Raw genomic sequence first — 20,640 nt, forward strand, 5'->3', positions numbered from 1 at the left:
CTGCCGGCACGGGCAGCACATGGCGGCCGGTTCAGCCGCTGCCGGCCCCGGCGCTGCAAGCGAAGCAGTGACCGGCAAAGTTTATGGTGCGGTTTATCAGTCGGTCATAATCAAACTCAAAAATCGTCTGCGATGTATCCGGGTTCAAACCTCGGTCCAACGCCAGGTTGAAATCACAGTCGTATAGCCGGCCGTCCGGGCCGACGCTGACCAGTGTTCTGCAGGTGGCGGCTTTGATGGCCGTTTCATCTGAAGCCTGGATCAACCCGTTCATATATTCATCGTAACCGCCGGTTCGCTGCAAATCCGTGGCGTAGCGTCCCGCCGGAATATTGGTTACCGTCAGCAAGTCATTAAATTTAATGCCGTACTCTCCCAATACTTCGTGAAATCGGCTTTCCAGGAGGACGCGTTTGGTGGCGCTCAGCGGACCGTCATGGTTGGTCACCAGTTTTAATATAAGTTCCGGCCGGCTGCCGTAACCGACAGCATTGAGCTGCCTCAGGGATTTCAGGCTTTTTTCAAAGACGCCTCGGCCCCGGATTTGGTCGGCGGCGTCTTTTTCCCAGGCGGGCATTGAGGCAAGTAATTCCACCCGGTTGGCGGCAAAAAACTCCGGCAGGTATGTCCGGGATTCCCCGGTCAGCGGATGGCCGTCCAGCGTAACCGTCAGGTTGTGCCGTACGGTAACTTTTTTGTCCAGGTGCCGGATAGCACCCACCAGAGCTTCAAAACCGGGGTGCAGTTCCGGAGCGCCGCCGGTAATGTCAACGCTTCGGATGGCGGCATTGCTGGCAATGACCGACAGACAGGCATCCATAACGGCTTTGCTCATGTGAAGAGGCATTTCGGGTGAGGCGCTCAGATGACAGTGGTGACAAGCCTGGTTGCACAACCTGGTAATATTCAGCCACAGGGTTTCAATGCCGACCGGGTGTAATGACAGGTCATGGGCCGTCATCCAGGTGCCGAAGTTGTACTTTTCGGTCATGGTGTCAGATTGTTTGGGCATATTCCTGCTCATTTATTGTGTCGGTGTTTCGGTTAGCCAGCCAATCCTGCCAATCAGTGACGGTGTCAATGTCACCCAGGGGCGGCAACAGATGGACGGTTTGCTTCATTTTGGCGGCGGCGTGCAGCGTTTTTTCCAGCACCTGCCCGCTGCTCCAGGGGATGTTTCGGAACAATTCCGTAGCGGGTTCGTTCAAGCCGACCAGGTAATAACCGCCGTCCGGTGACGGGCCGAGGACGATATCGTGGCGGTGCAGTGCGACGAAGGCCGCTTCAAGGATGCCGGAGTCCATATCAGGGACATCGCTGGCAGCGATAATGACCGCTGCCGCGCCGTTTTTGAAAGATGCGGTGAAGCCATGGCTCAGCCGGACGCCGAGATCTCCAGACGGCTGCGTCATGATTTCATACCGGGCACCGGTCCAGTCTGACACTCGCGCTCGGTCGGTGCCGTCGGCAATATAAGCAATTGTCTGTGTCGGCCCGGCCAACCGGTCGGCGGCGGTAAACAGTCGTTCGGCACACCGGCGGTAGATGCTGGCTGCTGCGGCCGGGCTGGAACCGGCCGCCAGGCGCGTCTTAACCTTGCCCGGTTCCGGATAGCGGGTCATCATCAGCAGAACGCGTTTGCCGATCCGCTGGTTTCGCTGTTCGTAGATATCGGCTAGTCGGTTTGCCGGGGTACCCATCCGGTATCGGGCAATGTACCAGGCGTTCAGGAGGGATTGTTTTACCGGCCCGTTGAGGGCAAACCGACGGGCGGAAGTGGTGACGTTGAGCCGAAATCGGTGAATTCGGGTGATTTTATCGGCCCGCTGCAGTAATTCCAAATCTTCAAAAAGGCGCTGCTTTGGGAAACCGCCGATGGTGTTGAAAAAATCTTTTCTTACCGTAATGCAGGCGTCTCCAAAGCGGGTTTTACCCTGATGCCGGGTGGTATAAATTGTAATCAAATTCAGCAGCCAGTGCTTGCGGTCAAAGCCCAACCGGAAAGTGCCGATTTTTATCGCCGGGTCGGCAAATAAGCATGCCAGGTATTTTTCAGCATCGGGCGGCAGGAGTGTATCGGCATGCAGAAACAGAATGACGTCACCCATGGCGGCGGCGGCCCCAGCATTGCATTGCGGGCCGCGCCCAAGGGGTGCAGTGAGCAGTTTTACCTTGCATCCTTCGGCAATACTGAGTGTCTGATCGCTGGAGCCGCCGTCGGCGACAATAATCTCCGCTGAAGGCAGCGCGGTGCGGACGGCGGTAATGCAACGCCGGATGGTGGTTGCCTCATTCAGGGTCGGGATGACCACGCTAAAAGAAATCACAGTCACATTGTTCCTGATTATATCAGTTTAAGCGTTATTACCGACAATGATTGATAAAAATACAGCACCGGGGCATGCCCCGGTGCTGCCTGTTACCGCGTTCAACCTATGCTACTGGGCGCGGGTATATTTCATGCCGCGGCCGATGCCGCTCTGTGTAAGTTTGCCGCCGGCGACCGCTTCCTTAACGGTTTTTCTGATGAGGTTATCGGAACATTCGGGTGCGGTTTTCAGTACCTGCTGTTTAATGACGCCGAAGCCCCGGGCTCTTTTGAAGAAACCACTGTCATACAGGCTGTCAATTACCTCGCCGCAGGTATCTTTCTTCTTTTTGCGGCCGGCCGTGGCGGTTTTGGCCGGGCGTCCGGCTTTGCGTCCCGGCAATGGTTCAGCGGTTACTGCGTCATCAAGCAGAAAGCGCCCCATGTGTTTTTCTACAAATTCCACCGGGCCTTCCAGTTCAATTACGCCTTCTTGAAGATCAATTAATACTCGTGCAGTTGTCATTTGAATCCCTCAATTCTTTCTTAACTTAAAATAAGTTAAGTAATTATAACTATGAAAAACAGCAATTGTAAAGGGGTTTTTTATTCAATATTTTCCCGGAAACAAATGATATGGCGTACATGTGCCAGGCATACTGGTTTTAGCCAGAATTATTGTGGTTGCTGCCGATAATCAGTTGCCAACGATGAAAAAATGTGAATAACCAACGGACGGGGCAAAGAGGGAGTAATTACGGGTTCGGCTCAAAAACGACCGGAAAGTCCGCGGGTTGACGTTGTACTTGAACAATCCTTCAACGAAAGCCTATAATAGCCGGGTTCGTTGAACCAACGCTCAATACGCCTGAAGAGGAGCCGCTGTGGAATATTTTTTGGATGAACTTCAAACTACCGTTCGGGACCTGGCGCGTACCATTGCTGAAGAAAAGGTGTTGCCGGTGCGGGCGGAACTGGATGAAAAAGAAGAGTTTCCGACGGAAATAATGAAAGAAATCGCCGCTGCGGGCTTATTCGGCATCGCTATTCCGGAAGAATTGGGCGGCATCGGCGGCGGTGCGTTTGAGCTTTGCCTGGCCACCGAGCAGCTGGCCCGGGTCTGCGGCGGCACCGCGGTTACCTATGCGGCTAATTTTCTGGGTGCCGATATCCTGATTGATAACGGTTCTGAAGAACAAAAGGCCCGCTTTCTGCCAGATATTGCCAGCGGGGCCAAGATGTGTGCCTTTGCCATTACTGAAGAGTCGGCCGGTTCCGACGCCGCCGCGGTTAAAACTACGGCGGTGAAGACGGACAAGTGTTATCTGCTAAACGGCAGTAAACGCTTTATCACCAATGGCGGCGATGCCCAACTGTACACGGTTATTGTCTGTACCGATCCCGGCAAGGGTGCTCGCGGTCTGTCAGCGCTGATTGTGGAAAAAGGCACTCCGGGCTTCACTTTCGGCCGCAAGGAGAAGAAGATGGGTATCCGTGCTTCTTCAACCAGAGAACTGCTGTTTGATGACTGCGTGGTGCCTTTTGAGAACCTCATCGGCCGGGAAGGCATGGGCTTCTTCTACGCCATGAAACTTTTTGAGAAGTCCCGCCCCGGCATCGGCGCTCAGGCGGTCGGTATCGCTCAGGGGGCTTTTGAGGCGGCGCTGGACCACGCTCGCAACCGGGTGCAGTTCGGTGAGCCGGTTTTCAACTTCCAGGCCGTCCAGCACATGCTGGCTAACATGGCGATGGATATTGAGGCGGCGCGAGCGCTTATTTACGCCAGCGCCCGGACCATTGACTCCGGTCTGCAGAAAAGCGGCAATTTAGAATCAGCCATGAGCAAGGTGTACGCCTCCGATGTTGCCATGCGGGTGGCTACTGATGCGGTGCAGATTATGGGCGGCGTCGGCTACATGCGGGATTATCCGGCGGAAAAATACATGCGTGATGCCAAGATTACCCAGCTCTATGAAGGCACCAATCAGGTGCTGCGCAATATCATCGCCAGCGAATTACGCAAGAAATACTAACCGGTTTTAATTTAGATTGACAAAAGGGAAGGCCACAGGCCTTCCCTTTTGTATTGTATCGCCGGAAGAATGGTTTTAAGTTTAGCTTCGGCCACAAAAAAACCCCGTTCTTCAACGGAGCTGAAAGCTGACAACTGATAGCTGAAGGCTGGTATCTAGTAATTTACCGCCGATACTTCCTCAGCGCCCAGGGTTTCGGTAATACTGCCCTTTTTTCGGCGGGCGGTCATGCCTTCCAGCGCCAGTTTATCCATCTCAAGCTGTACTGGTACCGGGTATTCGCCGGTGAAACAGGCCAGGCAGAACCGGTCTTTGGGGGCGCCCACAGCGCGAATCAAGCCGTCAACACTTAGGAAACCAAGTGAATCAGCGCCAATATAGTCCTTGATTTCCGGCACGGTCATCTGCGCGGCAATCAGCTCGCGGCGCGAAGCCATGTCCACTCCGAAGAAACAGGGGTGGCAGATAGGCGGGGCACACACCCGCATATGCACTTCTTTAGCGCCGGCGCGTTTCAATAATTTGATGACCTGGGGTGTGGTGGTGCCGCGGACGATGGAATCATCAACCAGTACCACTCTTTTACCGTCCAGTACTGATTTCAGGGGATTGAATTTGAGTTTGACCCCCAAATCCCGGATTCGCTGAGTGGGCTCAATAAAAGTTCGCCCCATATAACGGTTTTTAATCAGGCCTTCAGCCGGGGGAATGCCGCTTTCCAAGGCGTAACCGGCCCCGGCGGGAGTGGCGGAATCCGGGACACCGATTACCAGGTCAGCCTCAACCGGGAACTCCTTAGCCAGCTCGGCGCCCATGGCCTTGCGGGCGGAGTACAGCAACCGGTCGTTCATGATGGAATCCGGTCGGGCGAAGTAGATATACTCAAAGATGCACAGGGCTTGTTTATCGGAATTTTCCTTGTAGCTTTCCAGTCCGTTAGCGTTAATGCGGATAATTTCTCCGGGTTCAATCTCCCGGACCAGGTCCGCACCGATATGACCCAGGGCGCAGGTTTCGGAAGAGACCACCCAACCGTTGTTGCCGATGGTGCCCAGACACAATGGGCGTACTCCCAGCGGGTCACGCATGGCATACAGGGTGTCCCTGGTCAGAATGGTACCGGAATAGGCACCCTGTAACCGGCCCATGGCGTGGCGGATGCGCTCGGTCAGGTCGGCATAGGGGGCGGCCATTATCAGGTTGGCGATAACTTCGGAATCGGTGGTGGTGTGAAACTCGTAGCCCAGTTCTTCCAGCTCCCGGCGAAGGGGCTCGGCGTTGGTGATGTTGCCGTTGTGAGCCAGGGCCATCTGGTTGTCGCCCTGGCCGACCAGAACCGGTTGCGCGTTTTGAGAACAAGAAGAACCGGCAGTGGAATAGCGATTGTGGCCGATGGCGATATGGCCGTTGAGCTTGTTCAGGGCCTTTTCGGTAAATACCTGAGAGACCAGCCCCATTCTGGCATGAAAAAAGATGGTTTTCCCGTCGGCTGTGGCGATGCCGGAAGACTCCTGTCCCCGGTGCTGCAGTGAGAAGAGGGCAAAGAAAGAAATGCGGGCAACTTCTTCAGCGGGAGCATAGATTCCAAAGACACCGCACTCTTCTCGCGGCGATTCAGAACTTAAAGGCCATTTCACTTGATTAATTATAGGGGCTAATGCCTTGTGGGTCAATTCAAAGGGGAGCCAGACCGTGTCAGACACCGGTATATTGAAAGCTCGGAGGTACAATGATAATATCCGTATTGAACACTTTTTCAAATAAATCGGTTGAGGCGTAACATGGATAAAATCGCGGCTTTTGTCACCGGTAAGCCCAGGGTTATTATCGCCATCGTTGTCCTGGTCAACATCGCGGCACTGTTGTCATTTTTCCGTTTCAGCCTGGACACCGATTTCCTCAACTTCTTCGCCGATGACAACCCTGAGGTTGCCGCGTATTTTGACCTGAATCAAAAGTACGACACCGGCGAAGCGGTGACGGTCCTGCTTGAAAGTGACCAGGGCTTGCTCAACGCCGGCAATCTAGTGGCCATATTCAATCTTCAGTCTGAAATTTCCGGGATAGGCGATGTCAGTCAATCGCAAAGCTTCATTCCGCCTCAGATTGTTGTCGGCGGAACGCCGGTGCCGGTGACTGCCGAGTTTATCAGTCAGAATGGGCCGGTGCTGGCGCAGTTCATTGACCAGCAATATTTTATGACCGGGCAATTTTTGTCGGCTGACCGACAGAGCGGGATTTTGGTGGTCAGCGTTGAAGTCGGTGCGGATTCCGGGCCGGTGGTAGATGCTTTGAGACAGATTATCGCCGACTATCCGGAACTGTCACCTGCGCTGGCGGGTAATCCCGTTATTAAGGACACTATTGTCGGCTATCTGGTGACCATTTTGTTTATCCTGTTGCCGTTTGCCGTCGGCTTAATATTACTGGTCTTTTATCTGATCTTACGGAATCGGCGGCTTACGCCGCTAGCAATGCTGCCAGCCGGTATCGCTGCGCTGTGGACTTTCGGCACTATTTTCTGGGGCGGTTTTGAATTGTCGCTGGTGACGGTCATCACCCCGATTTTTATCATCGTCATTGGTTCAGCTTACGGTTTGCACTTTATCAGCCATTTTCAGGAAAATCTGGCCCGCTTCAGCGATAAGCAGACGGCTATTCGGGAAACACTGCAAATGGTGGGCACGCCGATTATCCTGGCCACGCTGACTACCATGGCCGGTTTTGGCTCTCTGATGTTCGGCGACGCGGTTCCCATGCGCCAAATGGGCTTATTCGTCACTCTGGGTATCGGCTACGCCGGGTTGCTGGCAATCTTCTTTGTACCGGCGGTATTGAGCCACCTGAATCTGGGTACCGCGGTGCCGCCTCCGGCATCCCGGCGGCTGGGTGATCTGGTCGGCCGCGCCTCCTCTCATCGCTGGTCAATTTTTATGTTTTTCACCGCAATTGTCATCGCCGCTGCGGTATTTATCCCCAAACTGGAAGTGGTCTCCAATCAACTGATGTTTTTCAAGGAAAGTTCGGAAATTCGCCAGGCCTCGGCTCAGATTGAGGAGCATTTCGGCAGCGCCCAGCCGCTGTTCGGTGAGATCGTTTCCGATATGGGCGCTGAGGCGGTTTTTAACGCTGAAGAAGCCGCCCGTTTACTGGCGGTAGAGCGGGACCTGGAAGCACAGCCCGGTATCAGAAGCGTCACTTCAGTATTTGACCTGATCGCCGGCTTCAGCCGGATGAGTACCGGACTTGATGCCTACCCGGCAAATCCAGCTATCGTACAGGCCTTTCTGGCGCAACTCGGCGACGGCACAAAGAGCTGGATATCCGATGATGCTTTTCGGATGTTCATCCGGCCGGTGGATATTGAAGCGGATGAAATTGACGGTATTCTGGCCTGGGCGGCCGCTGAGCCTTCGGTCAAAGTTATTACCGGGATGCCGATTCTCTTTGACCAGTTCAACCAGATCGTAGTGGATAGTCAGGTGCGCAGTCTGGGACTGGCTTTGGTGCTGGTGTTTCTGATGTTGTTGATAACCCTGAGAAGCCTCAAGGCGGCCGTGGTGGGCTTATTGCCTATTGTTCTGACCATTGCCGCCGTCCTGACCTTCCTGGTGGTCAGTAACTTTAATTTGAATGTCCTGACGGCGAATTTGTCCGCCATCGTTATCGGCGTCGGCGTGGACTATTCCATTCATCTGATTTCCGGAATCTATTACTTCCGCCGGCAGGGGCTTGAAGGCAGCGAGGCGGTTGAGGCTGCCATCGGTTCGGTTTCCCGGCCGGTTCTGGCCAATGCCTATGGTTTGAGCATCGGTCTTTCGGTCCTGTTCTTCTCGCCGCTCTTAATTCATATTCAGGCATCGGCGGTGATGTGGGTGGCCATGGTCATTTCTTCAGCTGCGGCACTGCTGATAATTCCCCAGTTTTATCGCGGTCGCCGAGGCCCGGTCAAACTATGACATGGCTTAATTGAAACCTGATACCGGAAACGGCTATAATTACGGCTTGCGCGGTGGGTATAGCCGAGTGGTTAAGGCGTCAGGTTGTGGCCCTGAAGATCGTGGGTTCGATCCCCACTACCCACCCCAGTTTGCTTTTCCCCGCGCCTGTAGCTCAGTGGATAGAGCATTGGTCTTCGGAACCAAGGGCCGTGGGTTCGAATCCCTCCAGGCGCGCCAGTATTAAAGAAAAAATTTGCCCTCTTCTTGGATTCGGGAGAGGGCTTTTGTGTTCTTGCTAAGAATATCCTAACAGAGGGCTTCAATTAGGCGAATGGATTTTGGTTATAACTAGGTATCCAAACCTTTAGCAGGCGTATCCTGTAAGCCCCGGTTCTACCGTGCCTCATGTAACCGGTTTCCTTGGTGTCCACATTTGTGGAATAATTTATTCCAATTGTGTGTCACTGTATTTGGCCGGAGAGGTTGCCGTCGATTTTGGAGAATACTTACTCATCATCCCATAGAACCTCACCTTCAAGTATTTATAGCGTCATCTGGCGCTTTCAAAATGATTGTTGACAAGTAATTCGGAATCAGGAGGAACCACAGTGAATCAAGAATTGCCGTTATTTTGTTGAATGACGATATAAGTGGCTAAGGATATAGTCCTCTCATTCGCCAAACAAAACACGTATAACTCTCAAAATCAACATTTAGTTCGCCGCAAACGTCTGGTATCTTTTTTTGGACTCCAGTTTTTCGTTTATCAGATACCTCGCAAGACACCACAGTACCTTTCGATACGATGGCATGAGAGATAATATATGGATCAGCCTTCCCACCCAATAACTCAAGGTCAACATCGGATAGGTCATCACCATAATTTCGGAGTACGGTGGGAAGTGCGGATACACACTTAGCGCCGGATTCCTTCTTCAGATTCGTATGTCTTGATAAAAACTTCTTCAGGCCGTCTTTTTTACAGTCAATTTCCTCAAGGACTTCCTCTGGAATTATAATCTCTTCATTCGAAGCAAGGTTGTCAAACCATGACCAAAAGGCTTTATTTGGCCCATTAGGGGGAAAATCATCTTTGTAAGCGTGAATCAAACAGCATGTGTCAAAAATATACATCGCCCTATCCAAAAACTTGGTTGAAAGCATCTATTTTTACTCGTATGAGACCGGATACTTCGATTTCAGAGATTAGGCCATCTCTTGCAGCACTGGATATGGTATGCAATAACGCACTCCCAAGTGCGTATTTCATCCTTTTGTTGTACCCAGGCCCAGAGTCTTTTTTCCTTTTCCGCTTTTCTTGAATGAATTCTTTGATTTGTTTCCATTCTTCCTGATATGCATCATACCAGCGCCAGTATTCTGATGAACTAATCTTATTTAATTGAAATAGTTTAATTGCAACAACAATCGGACTCACCTTTGCTAGTTTTGCAATTCGTCTTATTACAGCGTCGTTATCATATCCGATTGTGAATAATTCCCAATCTTTAAGTATCGCATCTTCAGGGACAAGAAACTCCGATGCTACAAGGTCGCAAAATTTCTCAGTAGAAGGCTTTTCTGATGGTGCCTCTACACTCCAAATATCTGTGTTGGAAATACACGCGTCTCCAAGCCAAAGATGGGTCAGTTCGTGAATGAGAGTAAAAATATTCGCCGTCTTGGTGTCGTTGGGATTAATGACTACGAAAGGTGCCATGGGGTCACTAAGTGTAAAGCCCCTGAAGACCTCAGGCGCAAAGTCAGTATGATAACTACCAAGATTACCTTGAAAAATGACAAAAATACCCTTAGACTCAGCTTTTTGACGGATTAAGTTAAGTTTTCCATCGATGGTTTTTGATTTAATATATCCAGTTGGTTCAAAGCCAAGATATTCCCGTATGATTACAGCGAGCGATTTTGGACTGAGGCTAGTTTTGGCTGTTCCGATGAAACCAAGAGGGGGAGTGTTTGAAGAAATGAGTAAGTCACGAGTTATTTTTTGAATCCCTTCAATTCTTCGGATCAAAGCGGAGAACTCAGCTTCAAATGATTCCTGAGCCGATTCGTATTTACCAAAAACTCGAAAATCTACTAAGCCCCGCTCCTTTTTGGGAGGGGCTGTCAAAAAAAATGTTAATACTGTCCTGCGATAAGCGTGAGCTAGTTTTTTAAGTTGGCTGAACGTGGGTGTCTCGATGCCATTTTCCCAACTCTCCAGCCTAAGAGCAGGGCTCAAACTTTCTGTTTTGATATTAGCGCCATGCCCGGCTTTCATTCCTGCTTTAAAGGCAGCACGAGTAGGAGTGAGTTTTGCTTGTAGTCTGGCCCACTTCAACATATTTGGATTAATTGGGATTTCTTGTTTCATAAGAATGTTAGATTGCACACTCGTGCTGGGGATTATAGTTCAACAAATACTAAATAGCAAGAAAGATTAAGGTCTATTACCGCTAACAAAATGCTTACAGATGGAGCACTACAAAAAACTGAATTGCAATATTTTACGAATAAATTAGGCTAATGATAGCAAGAAAACAAACTTGATTGGTTGTCCCTGAGGCCTTGCGGTAATGTTCTTTCGGACTTCGGAACCAAGGGCCGTGGGTTCGAATCCCTCCAGGCGCGCCAGTTTTCCTATCTTAATTTCTTCATCAGTTACGCCCGTTAAAGGGCTGGTTTTACCTGACCGTTAATTTGCCTCGTTACTCACCTCAGGGTACACTTTAGCCGTGATACCGATTACCTCCGCCATTGCTATTGCCGAAACCGAGATTACTGAATCTTTTGTCCGGGCTTCCGGACCGGGTGGGCAGAACGTCAACAAATTGGCCACCGCGGTGCAGTTGCGGTTTGACCTGGTTAATTCCCCGTCGCTGCCGGATGACATAAAGGCTCGGCTCAGGGATTTGGCTGGTAGCCGGGTTACGGAAGACGGCGTACTTATTATTGACTCCCGGCGTTTTCGCACCCAGAAGCGTAACCGGGAAGACGCGATGGAGCGGCTGGTAGCAATTATACGTCAGGCGGCTCAGCCGCCGCCGATTCGTTATAAAACCAGACCGACCCTGGCTTCCAAATTGCGCCGCTTAGACAGCAAACGGCGAGGCGCCGACATCAAGCGCGGGCGTGGCCGGGTGGACCCGGGACGTGAATAACCGGGTTTGCACTGCTGCTCGCTCCATATGATAATAGTGTGCCGAACGAAACAAGTTTTATTTAGCAGGCTTTGGCTGCTCTGAGGAGATACTTCGCCCGATGGCCCACGTTAATATCCAGAATGTTTCACTGAGTTTCGGCGGGTATCCGCTGTTTGAGGGCATTAACCTTACGGTGGAGCGCGGTGAAAAAGTGGCCCTGGTCGGGCGCAACGGGTCAGGAAAATCCACCTTGCTCAAATTGATTGCCGGGCTGATTCAACCGCATTCGGGCAGCATTGCCGTCCAAAAAGACATACGGGTGGCTTACCTGGACCAGTTGGTGCCGGGGGAAACGCCCGGCTCCCTGTTTGAGGTGGTTAAATCCGGTTCAGGCCGGCTGCACCACCTGACGGAATCGGAATTGGAACGCAAGGCCGGGAAAATAATCTCCCAATTCGGGCTGGACGGTGACTGGGTCTTTAATGAACTTTCAGCCGGGCTGAAGCGTCAAGCCCTGCTGGCTAAAGCCCTTATGGCCGAGCCGGATATTCTGCTGTTAGACGAACCTACCAACCATTTGGACATTGATTCCATTAAACGCCTGGAAGATACCGTGTTGAAGTTTCGCGGTTCGGTCATACTGGTCACCCATGACCGTGAATTTTTGCAGCAGATTGCTACCCGCATCGTAGAGATTGACCGTGGCAAACTCTTTGACCAGACCTGTGACTATCAGACCTTTCTGGAACGCCGTGAGGCGGCTGAAGAAATTGAAGCCACCGAAAATGTTTTATTTGATAAAAAGCTGGAGAAGGAAGAGGTCTGGATCCGTACCGGCATCAAAGCCCGGCGCACCCGGAATGAAGGTCGGGTGCGGGCTTTGGAAAAAATGCGGCAGACCCGACAGTCCCGCCGGCTGAAGCCGGGAGCGGTCAGGCTGACCAACCAGAAAGCCGTAAACTCCGGCAATCTGGTCGTTGAAGTTGAAGACGTCAATTTCAGCTATGAAGGCATGCCTGTAATCAAGGGTTTTAACACCACCATAATGAAAGGTGACCGGGTCGGCATCCTCGGCCCCAACGGCAGCGGCAAGACCACGTTGTTGCGCTTGCTGCTGGGGGAACTGCAGCAGGCCTCCGGCACCATCCGCCTGGGCACTAATCTGGAAATAAGTTATTCCGACCAATTGCGCGGACAACTGGATGAAACCAGGACCTTAATGGAGAATGTTTGCGAGGGCAGTGATACAGTTACCATCAACGGCCGGTCGCGCAATATTTATGGTTATTTACAGGATTTTGAGTTTTCTCGTGAACAGGCACTATCTTACGTCTCCTGCCTTTCGGGCGGGGAACGTAACCGGCTGGTGCTGGCCAGACTGTTTACCCGTCCGTCAAACCTGCTGGTGCTGGATGAACCGACCAACGATCTTGACCTGGAAACACTGGAAATCCTGGAGGACTACCTGCTGAAATACCAGGGCACCATCCTGATGGTCAGCCATGACCGGGCTTTTATCAACAATGTCGTCACCAGCACCCTGGTTTTTGAGGGTGACGGCACGGTTAATGAGTATATCGGCGGTTATGATGACTGGCTGCGCCAGCGGCCGGTTGATGAAAAGCCTGGCAAAGCAGCGACATCAAAAACAGTGTCGGAAAAACCCCGGCGCCAACCGGTGAAATTCGGCTTCCGCCAGCAAAAAGAATTGGAAACCTTGCCGCACACCATCCAGGCACTGGAAACAGAGCATGAGGCGCTGTATCAGGAAATGGGTAACCCCGCCATCTACAAGAATGACGTCTCGGCACTCACCGCCAGACAGGACCGAATCAAAGAGATTGACCAGTTACTGGCTTCGCATTATGCCCGGTGGGAGGAGTTGGAGCAACTGCACGCTGAAGCCGCTCAATGAGACTGTCAAGCCGGTGATCATCCGTAATCAGTTTTTCCTTTTGATGCTTAGGTAGTTTTTTTACCTTGAGCTCCACCCGTAATGCCAGGCTTCGGGGGCCGATATTTTTTCGGAACACAATGGTAAGCGGCCCGCGGCCCCTCAGGTATTTCGCCCCGGCGGGGCCTTTCTGCCGGTGTTCGGCAAATCGCCGGTCAACATCAAGGGCGATGCCGGTATATAAACTACCGTCACCGCATCTGATCAAGTACAGGTGCCAGGTCATGGATTCAGTCATTGTTGAGATGATTTATTACTTCTGATTTGGCCTATTGTACCGCTAAATCAATCTGTGAAGCGAAGCGACTGTGGAAATGGTTTGGCGCATTTATTACTTGAGGATCGTTGGTTCCTTTGACCGGATAAAAACGAAGGCATATAATCGGAATGTTATTTTCAAACACATGACAAGCGGGGACAAAGGATGAATCTGGTTCTGGCCAGGGCATGCACTAATACTTGCCCTTATTGTTTTGAATCCGGCGAACGTGAAAAAGGTAAAGCCGGCCTGGTATCCATGGAAAACGTCATGAAGCTGGCTGTCTGGGCGCGGCAATCTCAGTTGCCGTACCTTTCGCTGCTGGGCGGTGAACCGTTTTTGCACCCGGAACTTCCCGCCATTGTAACGTTGTTTCGTAAAACCAGTCCGGGCACCGGACTGCGTATTCTGACCGGGGGCATATTCAAAAACCGGCTGCTGGAAGCCATTAACCCGGAGGATGCCGGCATTATTTTTAACGTTAATGAACCCCGGGACTACCGCAACCCCAAACATTTTGACAAGGTCATCAATAATATAGAAACTGCTATCCGGCGGGGTTTTCGGGTGATTCTGGGTTTTAATGTCTGGCGGCCGGACTTTGACCCCATGTTTATGCCGGAACTGGCTCACCGGTTGGGGCGTACTAATTTTCGCTGGACGATTGCCAACCCCCAGCGTAATTTTCCGTCTTCGGTTGTCAGCCCGGAGCAATTCGGTGAAACCGCCGACCGGTGTTTTGAAATGCTGCAGGAAGCCGCCCGCCTCAAAATAGAAGGTCTGCTGGATTGTCCGCTGCCGATGTGTTTTTTCACTGATGCCCAGTTAGGCTGGATAGGCCAGTACCACAACAGCATCGCCTCCCGGATGGGGGCCTGCGAGCCGGTGATGGATGTCACTCCGGAATTGGAAGCAGTCCGGTGCTTTGCGTTATCGGATACCCAGCGGGTCAAGGTGACCGATTTCGGCAGCGAACAGGAAATGAGCGATTGGTTCCGGTTGAATACGGACTATCAATTGCTGAACAGCGGGATATTCCCGCACTGCGTGGATTGTCCTCATTTCCAAAGCGGACGCTGTTTCGGCGGTTGCCTCGCCTGGCATCAGGATAAGATTACTGAAGGTGCCGAACCGCCCGGAACGGCACTCGCGGTAGCCATGCAGACCCTTTTAGATGCCGGTCAGCCGGAAGCAGCGCTGGAGAAATATGAATCTACCGGTTTTTGGGCCAGGACTGTGGTGCCGATGATCGTTGCGGCGATGGCCGCTACCGAACTGAAACGCTGGGATTTGGTGGTGCGTTATGCTACCGAAGCCCACGATCAAACCACTGAACCCGATATTAAGGCCGTGGCGTCACAGTTGCTGGCCGGGGTGCCGACCGGCCGGTTTGAGGCGGCCGATGACGACGATGATGTGCCGCCGTTTGTAGTCTGTTCCTGATTATCTGAATAACCACGCTATTCTTCGCCGGCCGACATTCGGTCCCGGTTGATTGAACGGGAGTTAATTATATCTATGTCCATGGGGCACGGTTTTCCTTATTTTTACGCCAACATTGAGGGTAAGCCACCACGGGTAACCGGCGGGCTGATCCGGCGCATTCTGGCGTACGCCAGGCCATACCGCTGGTTGATTATTGCCATGATTGTGGTCACCATGACCACCACCGGTCTGGCGCTGGCGACGCCGCTTATTCTGCGGGATTTAATTGATAACACCATTCCTGCCGGGGACCTGACCCGCCTGGGCTGGCTGATTGCCGCTCTGATTACGGTGCCGATGGCAACTAGTGTCTTGAACGTGATTCAGCGCCGCCTGAATGCCAAAGTCGGTGAGGGCGTGGTTTATGACCTTAGGGTGGCGCTGTTTGGCCACCTCCAGCGAATGGCCCTGAGCTTCTTTACCAATACCAAAGTCGGCGAACTCATGAGCCGGCTCAATAACGACGTTGTCGGCGCGCAGACTGCTATCAGTAACACCTTTGTCAGTATTTTTTCCAGTCTGGTGCAGGCAGTGGTGCTTTTCTCAGTGATGATGTTATTGGAATGGCGGCTGACTCTGATCAGTCTGCTGGTATTACCGTTATTCTTGGTGGCCGGGCGTAAATTAGGCCGGCGCTTACAAATGATAGCCCGTGACCAGATGGATCTGAATGCCCGCATGAATGCCGTCATGCACGAACTCCTTAACATCTCCGGCGCCTTACTGGTCAAGCTGTTCGGCCGTACTGCCGTGGAAGACGAGCGCTTTCGGGAACGGGCTGCCGGCGTAAGGGATGCGGGGGTGCAGCGCGCGGTTACCGGCATGATTTTCTTCGTCAGTATCGGTCTGCTCAGCGCCCTGGGTGTTGCCCTTATCTACGGTGTCGGTAGTTATCTGGTTATTCAAGGTTCATTGTCCGTCGGTACCATCGTTGCGCTGGCCGCCTACCTGGGCAGTCTGTATACGGCCCTTCAGACACTGACCAACGCACCAGTGGACTTCGCCACCTCCATGGTCAGCTTTGAGCGGGTGTTTGAAGTGCTGGACCTGCCGCATGAAATCTACGAAAAACTCGATGCCCGGGTCCTTAGTGAAGTTCGCGGTGTGCTGGCCTTTGAAGATGTCAGTTTTAAGTATGAAGTCAATGAACAGGCGCTGCTCAAAGATGTCCGCCGGGTCGGCGACATGCAGGAAGTGGAAGCCGTATTATCAAATGGCGCCGTTAAAAAGCCTGGAGCGCCCGTTGATGCCGTCAATGATGAAGCCTTAAGCCAGGCGCGGGAATGGGTCTTAAATCACGTTTCCTTCAAGGCTGAACCCGGTCACCTGGTCGCCCTCGTGGGACCCAGCGGCGCCGGTAAAACCACCATGACCTATCTTATTCCACGTCTTTATGACCCCACTTCCGGCCGTATTACCATAGACGGCATTGATTTGAAGGGGGTCACCCTGTCTTCGCTAACCGAACAGATCGGTATGGTCACCCAGGAAACTCATCTTTTCCATGATACCATTCAGGTAAATCTGCTCTATGCCCGTCCGGATGCCACTCAGGCGCAGGTTGAGGCCGCCGCTCGGGCCGCCAACATCCATGATTTCATCATGGGGCTGCCGGCGCGGTACGACACCGTGGTCGGGGAGCGTGGTTACCGCTTGTCCGGCGGCGAAAAACAGCGGCTGGCGCTGGCCCGGGTCATTCTTAAAGACCCGCGTATTCTGGTATTGGATGAGGCCACCAGTTCCCTTGATTCAGAGTCTGAAGCCTTGATCCAGGATGCTCTGAAGCGGGTAATGGCCGGGCGCACCAGCATCGTCATTGCTCACCGGCTCTCCACTGTTCTGGCGGCAGACCAGATATTAGTGCTGGACCGGGGAAAGATCGTTGAATCCGGCACTCATGCCGTTCTGATGGCCAACGGCGGCCTGTATGCCCGGTTATATGAAACTCAATTTCGTCGGAAAGCCGGCGAGTTATAACCTGTAAGAACGTTTTTTGCCGATGCCTGATGTTGTTATCCGCCGCGCCGCCAAAGAAGATGCCCCGATCGTTTTGTCTTTGATTCGGGCGCTGGCTGAATATGAAAAACTGGTACCCCCGGATCAAGCCGCCCGGGAACGTTTCACCGCTGAGATGAACGCGGAACGGCCGCGGTTTGAAGTTTACCTTGCCGAATACCAGGAGATGGCCGTGGGTTACGCCATTGTGTTTGAGACCTACGGTAGTTTTCAGGCCCGGCCAAAGCTGTATATTGAAGATTTGTTTGTCTTGACTGAATACCGGCGGCTCGGTATAGGGAAAGCCCTTTTTCAGGCGCTCATAGTGGCTGGCCGGGAGCGGGGCTGTGGTGCCGTGGAATGGGCCGCCCTGGATTGGAATATCAACGCCCACCGATTTTACCAGCAAATGGGTGGCCGACATCAGGAACAGTGGCAGCTATTTCGGCTGGAATTATAAGAATTTAATCCTCGTCAAAAAATATAGACAGCGGCGTATAGCTTATTGTAAACTTGGCACATTCAAATCTTTTTATTGGAGGAGCCCAGGTGAAAAAAAAATTAGCCTTTTTGTTCCTGACCATGGCTTTGATAGCCGCGGTTGCCCTGCCGGGTTGCAGTAATGACAATGATGACCCGGATCCCACCTCAGGCCTGACTAAAATCAGAGTCGCTACCGACGCGACCTGGCCGCCTTTTGAGTACATTGACACCGCGACCAACAAAATTGTCGGTTTTGATATTGACCTGATGCTGGCGATTGCTGAAAAGGCCGGCCTGGAAGTTGAGTTCGTTAATGTGGAATGGGATCCTTTGCTGGCCGGCGTATCTCAGGGCACCTATGACGCTGCCATTTCCTCAATTACTATCAAACCGGATCGCTTGGAAGCTATGAGTTTCTCTGACCCCTATTTCGTGGCCGGTCAGATCATCGTGGTTCGTGCCGGTAACACCGATATTGCCGGTGAAAACAGTCTCGCGGGTAAAAAGGTCGGCGTTCAGTCCGGTACTACCGGTGATGATGAAGTCAGTGAGATCTCCGGCGTTGACAGGGTCGCTTACGACGAAATCGGTCTGGCCTTTGCCGCGCTACTCGGTAATCAAATTGACGCGGTAGTCTGCGACACCCCGGTTGCCGATGGATACGTGACCAAATACAATACTGAGTTGAAGACGGTCGGTGAAGTCCTGACAACTGAGGAATACGGTATTGCGTTGCCAAAAAGTAACACCGCCCTCCTGGCCAAGATCAACGCTGGTTTAGCGGCGGTCATAGCCGAAGGCAAAATAGAAGAGCTGGTTCTGAAGTGGCTGGTCAGCTAAATTGATTTTAAGAGGGGGGTGCGTTGTAACCCCCCTCTTTGATTTCTGATATGACAGAGCAAAATAAAATCTCCGGGCCGGAAGAAGAGCTGAGTTTTGTAACCGGCGGTGAGGTCAATGTCCGCCATGACACCTGGTGGTGGCTGGTAGCGGCGGTAGTTGGTCTGGTGGTTTTGCTGGTTGTCGTCAAACCGGACCCGTTCAAGGATCTGGTAGTCTTTGCTCGTGACGGCATCGCTGTTACTATTCTGGTTACCGTTGTTTCTTATCTCTTGATGCTGGTGCTGGGGCTGTTCGGTGGCTTGGGACGACTGGCCAAGAATAAGTTAATCTATGGTATTTCCACCCTGTATGTGGAAATCATCCGCGGCATTCCTTTGCTCGTCCAATTGATCGGCTGGTATTTTGCTTCTCCAGTGGTCATTCAGCGAGTCGGTGAATGGCTGAATTTTGCCCCTTTGATGCAATACCGCGCGGATCCCATTGTCACCGCCATTATTGCCATTACTGTTTGCTACGGCGCCTACATGAGTGAGATTGTCCGCGCCGGTATCCAAAGCATCCCCAAAGGCCAGATGGAAGCGGCCCGTTCGCTCGGCATGAACCATTTCCAGGCGATGCGCTTTGTGGTTCTGCCACAGGCGTTCCGGGTGATTTTACCACCGATGGGCAACGAATTTATCGCTTTGCTCAAAGATTCATCGCTGGTTTCCGTAGTTGCGGTGGCCGACCTCACCCGCCGGGGTCGGGAGTTCATGTCAGCTCATTTCAATCCCATAGAAACCTGGACCATGGTGGCACTGCTTTATCTGGTGATGACGTTGCTGGCGGCGCGGCTGGTTTCTTATATTGAGAAAAAGACCAAGTACGAAAGATAGCCATGGCAGAACCAATTATCAAGATAGAAAATATTCATAAAAACTTCGGCCGGGTGCAAGCCCTGCGGGGCGTCAGCCTCAACGTTGAAGCCGGGGAAGTCGTGGTAATCATCGGTCCGTCCGGTTCGGGTAAATCAACCCTTCTCCGGTGCATTAACCGTCTGGAAGAATACAATTCCGGCAAGATTACTGTTGACGGTATCCCGCTGGATACTACTCAGAACATCAACGCCGTTCGCCGTGAAGTCGGTATGGTGTTTCAATCGTTCAATCTATTTTCTCACCTGTCGGTGTTGGACAACCTGGTGCTGGCTCAACGGCAGGTACGCAAACGCAACAAGGCGGAAGCCGAGGATACCGCCCGGCAACTGCTCAAAAAAGTTGGTATTCCGGAAAAAGAAAATGCCTACCCCGGCCAACTCAGCGGCGGGCAGCAACAGCGGGTCGCCATCGCCCGTGCCCTGGCGATGAATCCCAAGGTAATGCTTTTTGATGAGCCGACCTCAGCGCTGGATCCGGAAATGATCAAAGAAGTGCTGGACGTAATGACCAATCTGGCGTCTGAAGGCATGACCATGGTGGTGGTCTCGCACGAAATGGGTTTCGCCCGCGCCGCAGCCAACCGCATGATTTTCATGGATGAGGGCCTGATTGTAGAAACCGCCACCCCCCATGATTTCTTTACCAATCCTCAGCAGGAACGCTCCCGGGCTTTCCTGTCAAAAGTCCTGCATATACATTAGTTATAAGCCTTAAAATGCGCTGATTAACCAGTCAGGGTCACTATCAGCCTAAGATTTCCGCCTCATACAGCAGATAGTGGCTCCGTTGCATACCCAGCGCCTGATAAGTCCGCTGCGCCGGTTTGTTATGCTGGTCCACATAAAGCCGGATTTCCGGCACGCCGCCGTCCGCCTGGGCGGCTGTTTTAATATATTGATACAGACTGCGGTACAGTCCGCGCCGCCGGTATTCCGGAGCAACGTAGACACTCTGAATCCACCAGATAACACCGTTGCGCCAGTCGCTCCACTCATAGGTGATCATAGTCTGGGCGGCGGGCCGGCCGTCAATTTCCGCAATAATATAAAACCCGAAGTTGGGATGCCCCATGAAATAGGTGACGCCGTCGGTCACTGTGTCCCGGTTCAAGTGTCGATTTTCGGTTTCCAGCGCCAGTGCCAGATTATAACCGGCGATAATCGGAATATCATCGGCCCCGGCGCGGCGGATAAAGGGCTGATTTTTGTTCATCTGCTTTCCTCGCGAGCGTATAGTCCCAACCGATTGTAACCCATATTATTTCATCGTGCCAGCCTAT

Annotated in this window: 18 protein-coding genes, 2 tRNA genes and 2 pseudogenes; 14 read left to right on the forward strand and 8 right to left on the reverse strand. The window is 52.4% G+C overall.

All coding sequences use genetic code 11. From position 1 onward, the window contains the following. Positions 1-31: 31 nt before the first annotated feature. The 3 genes from arsS to V8247_RS06575 all read right to left on the reverse strand — a co-directional run bounded on the left by arsS (position 32) and on the right by V8247_RS06575 (position 2,834). Positions 32-1,012, reverse strand: coding sequence for an arsenosugar biosynthesis radical SAM (seleno)protein ArsS (arsS, locus tag V8247_RS06565; protein WP_338737048.1), 981 nt, complete (start codon positions 1,010-1,012; stop codon positions 32-34). Then, the gene (locus V8247_RS06570; protein ID WP_338737049.1) at positions 996-2,333 is read right to left on the reverse strand and encodes a TIGR04283 family arsenosugar biosynthesis glycosyltransferase; all 1,338 of its coding nucleotides are present in this window, start codon (positions 2,331-2,333) and stop codon (positions 996-998) included. Before V8247_RS06570 ends, arsS begins: the two co-directional genes overlap by 17 nt. Positions 2,334-2,438: 105 nt before the next feature. Further along, complete coding sequence (locus tag V8247_RS06575) at positions 2,439-2,834, reverse strand: hypothetical protein (protein WP_338737050.1); 396 nt, start codon at positions 2,832-2,834, stop codon at positions 2,439-2,441. A 358-nt stretch (positions 2,835-3,192) separates the two neighbouring features. Between V8247_RS06575 and V8247_RS06580 the strand changes: the two genes are divergently transcribed. Continuing rightward, entirely contained in the window at positions 3,193-4,341 is a 1,149-nt protein-coding gene (locus V8247_RS06580) for an acyl-CoA dehydrogenase family protein (protein WP_338737051.1), read from the forward strand. A gap of 155 nt (positions 4,342-4,496) precedes the next feature. Here the strand turns inward: V8247_RS06580 and purF are convergent, their stop codons facing one another. Then, positions 4,497-5,978, reverse strand: coding sequence for an amidophosphoribosyltransferase (purF, locus tag V8247_RS06585; RefSeq protein ID WP_338737052.1), 1,482 nt, complete (start codon positions 5,976-5,978; stop codon positions 4,497-4,499). 144 nt (positions 5,979-6,122) lie between these two features. Between purF and V8247_RS06590 the strand changes: the two genes are divergently transcribed. The 3 genes from V8247_RS06590 (at position 6,123) to V8247_RS06600 (ending at position 8,519) form a co-directional block, all read left to right on the forward strand. After that, positions 6,123-8,300 carry an MMPL family transporter gene (locus V8247_RS06590; RefSeq protein ID WP_338737053.1) on the forward strand — a complete coding sequence of 726 codons (2,178 nt, stop codon included), beginning with the start codon at positions 6,123-6,125 and terminating at the stop codon, positions 8,298-8,300. Between the two features lie 53 nt (positions 8,301-8,353). Further along, a tRNA-His gene (locus V8247_RS06595) sits at positions 8,354-8,429 on the forward strand. A 14-nt stretch (positions 8,430-8,443) separates the two neighbouring features. Beyond that, positions 8,444-8,519: transfer RNA gene (locus V8247_RS06600), tRNA-Arg, on the forward strand. 417 nt (positions 8,520-8,936) lie between these two features. On the opposite strand, the gene V8247_RS06605 is transcribed toward V8247_RS06600, so the two are convergent. After that, positions 8,937-9,446, reverse strand: a complete 510-nt coding sequence (locus V8247_RS06605) for a DUF4411 family protein (RefSeq protein WP_338737054.1) — start codon at positions 9,444-9,446, stop codon at positions 8,937-8,939. Continuing rightward, positions 9,421-10,656 carry an XRE family transcriptional regulator gene (locus tag V8247_RS06610; RefSeq protein WP_338737055.1) on the reverse strand — a complete coding sequence of 412 codons (1,236 nt, stop codon included), beginning with the start codon at positions 10,654-10,656 and terminating at the stop codon, positions 9,421-9,423. Before V8247_RS06610 ends, V8247_RS06605 begins: the two co-directional genes overlap by 26 nt. A gap of 361 nt (positions 10,657-11,017) precedes the next feature. Between V8247_RS06610 and arfB the strand changes: the two genes are divergently transcribed. The 4 genes and pseudogenes from arfB (at position 11,018) to V8247_RS09160 (ending at position 13,340) form a co-directional block, all read left to right on the forward strand. Further along, a complete protein-coding gene (gene arfB / locus V8247_RS06615; RefSeq protein ID WP_338737056.1) occupies positions 11,018-11,443 on the forward strand; it encodes an alternative ribosome rescue aminoacyl-tRNA hydrolase ArfB in 426 nt (141 codons plus the stop codon). Positions 11,444-11,543: 100 nt separating this feature from the next. Further along, a pseudogene (locus V8247_RS09150) lies at positions 11,544-12,068 on the forward strand (ATP-binding cassette domain-containing protein); the annotation flags it as partial. Positions 12,069-12,125: 57 nt separating this feature from the next. Beyond that, a pseudogene (locus tag V8247_RS09155) lies at positions 12,126-12,839 on the forward strand (ATP-binding cassette domain-containing protein); the annotation flags it as partial. 78 nt (positions 12,840-12,917) lie between these two features. Continuing rightward, on the forward strand, positions 12,918-13,340 hold the full coding sequence (locus tag V8247_RS09160; RefSeq protein WP_407064894.1) for a hypothetical protein: 423 nt from the start codon (positions 12,918-12,920) through the stop codon (positions 13,338-13,340). Here V8247_RS09160 and V8247_RS06625 read toward each other — a convergent pair. Further along, on the reverse strand, positions 13,258-13,617 hold the full coding sequence (locus V8247_RS06625; RefSeq protein WP_338737058.1) for a GIY-YIG nuclease family protein: 360 nt from the start codon (positions 13,615-13,617) through the stop codon (positions 13,258-13,260). The two genes, V8247_RS09160 and V8247_RS06625, sit on opposite strands and share 83 nt — an antisense overlap. Positions 13,618-13,803: 186 nt before the next feature. On the opposite strand from V8247_RS06625, the gene V8247_RS06630 reads away from it, so the two are divergent. From V8247_RS06630 to V8247_RS06655, 6 genes are all read left to right on the forward strand, one after another. Continuing rightward, positions 13,804-15,081, forward strand: a complete 1,278-nt coding sequence (locus V8247_RS06630; protein WP_338737059.1) for a radical SAM protein — start codon at positions 13,804-13,806, stop codon at positions 15,079-15,081. Between the two features lie 75 nt (positions 15,082-15,156). Next, positions 15,157-17,100: an ABC transporter ATP-binding protein gene (locus V8247_RS06635; RefSeq protein ID WP_338737060.1), complete on the forward strand. Its 1,944-nt coding sequence runs from the start codon at positions 15,157-15,159 to the stop codon at positions 17,098-17,100. Positions 17,101-17,122: 22 nt separating this feature from the next. After that, positions 17,123-17,578, forward strand: a complete 456-nt coding sequence (locus V8247_RS06640) for a GNAT family N-acetyltransferase (protein ID WP_338737061.1) — start codon at positions 17,123-17,125, stop codon at positions 17,576-17,578. 89 nt (positions 17,579-17,667) lie between these two features. After that, positions 17,668-18,441 carry a basic amino acid ABC transporter substrate-binding protein gene (locus V8247_RS06645; protein WP_338737062.1) on the forward strand — a complete coding sequence of 258 codons (774 nt, stop codon included), beginning with the start codon at positions 17,668-17,670 and terminating at the stop codon, positions 18,439-18,441. Positions 18,442-18,491: 50 nt separating this feature from the next. Continuing rightward, the gene (locus V8247_RS06650) at positions 18,492-19,319 is read left to right on the forward strand and encodes an amino acid ABC transporter permease (protein ID WP_338737063.1); all 828 of its coding nucleotides are present in this window, start codon (positions 18,492-18,494) and stop codon (positions 19,317-19,319) included. Between the two features lie 2 nt (positions 19,320-19,321). After that, complete coding sequence (locus V8247_RS06655; RefSeq protein ID WP_338737064.1) at positions 19,322-20,062, forward strand: amino acid ABC transporter ATP-binding protein; 741 nt, start codon at positions 19,322-19,324, stop codon at positions 20,060-20,062. 43 nt (positions 20,063-20,105) lie between these two features. Here V8247_RS06655 and V8247_RS06660 read toward each other — a convergent pair whose 3' ends face one another. Continuing rightward, positions 20,106-20,573 (reverse strand): GNAT family N-acetyltransferase, encoded by a 468-nt coding sequence (locus tag V8247_RS06660; RefSeq protein WP_338737065.1) that lies wholly within the window; start codon positions 20,571-20,573, stop codon positions 20,106-20,108. Between the last annotated feature and the right edge of the window lie 67 nt (positions 20,574-20,640).

This window comes from Dehalogenimonas sp. W (assembly GCF_037094495.1).
GTDB classification, from domain to species: domain Bacteria; phylum Chloroflexota; class Dehalococcoidia; order Dehalococcoidales; family Dehalococcoidaceae; genus Dehalogenimonas; species Dehalogenimonas loeffleri.

Bases quoted from the DNA above. Each gene is read 5' to 3' on its own strand.
- arsS (WP_338737048.1), bottom strand. From the start codon at position 1,012: ATGCCCAAACAATCTGACACCATGACCGAAAAGTACAACTTCGGCACC.
- V8247_RS06575 (WP_338737050.1), bottom strand. From the start codon at position 2,834: ATGACAACTGCACGAGTATTAATTGATCTTCAAGAAGGCGTAATTGAA.
- V8247_RS06590 (WP_338737053.1), top strand. From the start codon at position 6,123: ATGGATAAAATCGCGGCTTTTGTCACCGGTAAGCCCAGGGTTATTATC.
- V8247_RS06605 (WP_338737054.1), bottom strand. From the start codon at position 9,446: ATGCTTTCAACCAAGTTTTTGGATAGGGCGATGTATATTTTTGACACA.
- V8247_RS06610 (WP_338737055.1), bottom strand. From the start codon at position 10,656: ATGAAACAAGAAATCCCAATTAATCCAAATATGTTGAAGTGGGCCAGA.
- V8247_RS09160 (WP_407064894.1), top strand. From the start codon at position 12,918: ATGGTCAGCCATGACCGGGCTTTTATCAACAATGTCGTCACCAGCACC.
- V8247_RS06625 (WP_338737058.1), bottom strand. From the start codon at position 13,617: ATGACTGAATCCATGACCTGGCACCTGTACTTGATCAGATGCGGTGAC.
- V8247_RS06630 (WP_338737059.1), top strand. From the start codon at position 13,804: ATGAATCTGGTTCTGGCCAGGGCATGCACTAATACTTGCCCTTATTGT.
- V8247_RS06635 (WP_338737060.1), top strand. From the start codon at position 15,157: ATGTCCATGGGGCACGGTTTTCCTTATTTTTACGCCAACATTGAGGGT.
- V8247_RS06640 (WP_338737061.1), top strand. From the start codon at position 17,123: ATGCCTGATGTTGTTATCCGCCGCGCCGCCAAAGAAGATGCCCCGATC.
- V8247_RS06650 (WP_338737063.1), top strand. From the start codon at position 18,492: ATGACAGAGCAAAATAAAATCTCCGGGCCGGAAGAAGAGCTGAGTTTT.
- V8247_RS06655 (WP_338737064.1), top strand. From the start codon at position 19,322: ATGGCAGAACCAATTATCAAGATAGAAAATATTCATAAAAACTTCGGC.
- V8247_RS06660 (WP_338737065.1), bottom strand. From the start codon at position 20,573: ATGAACAAAAATCAGCCCTTTATCCGCCGCGCCGGGGCCGATGATATT.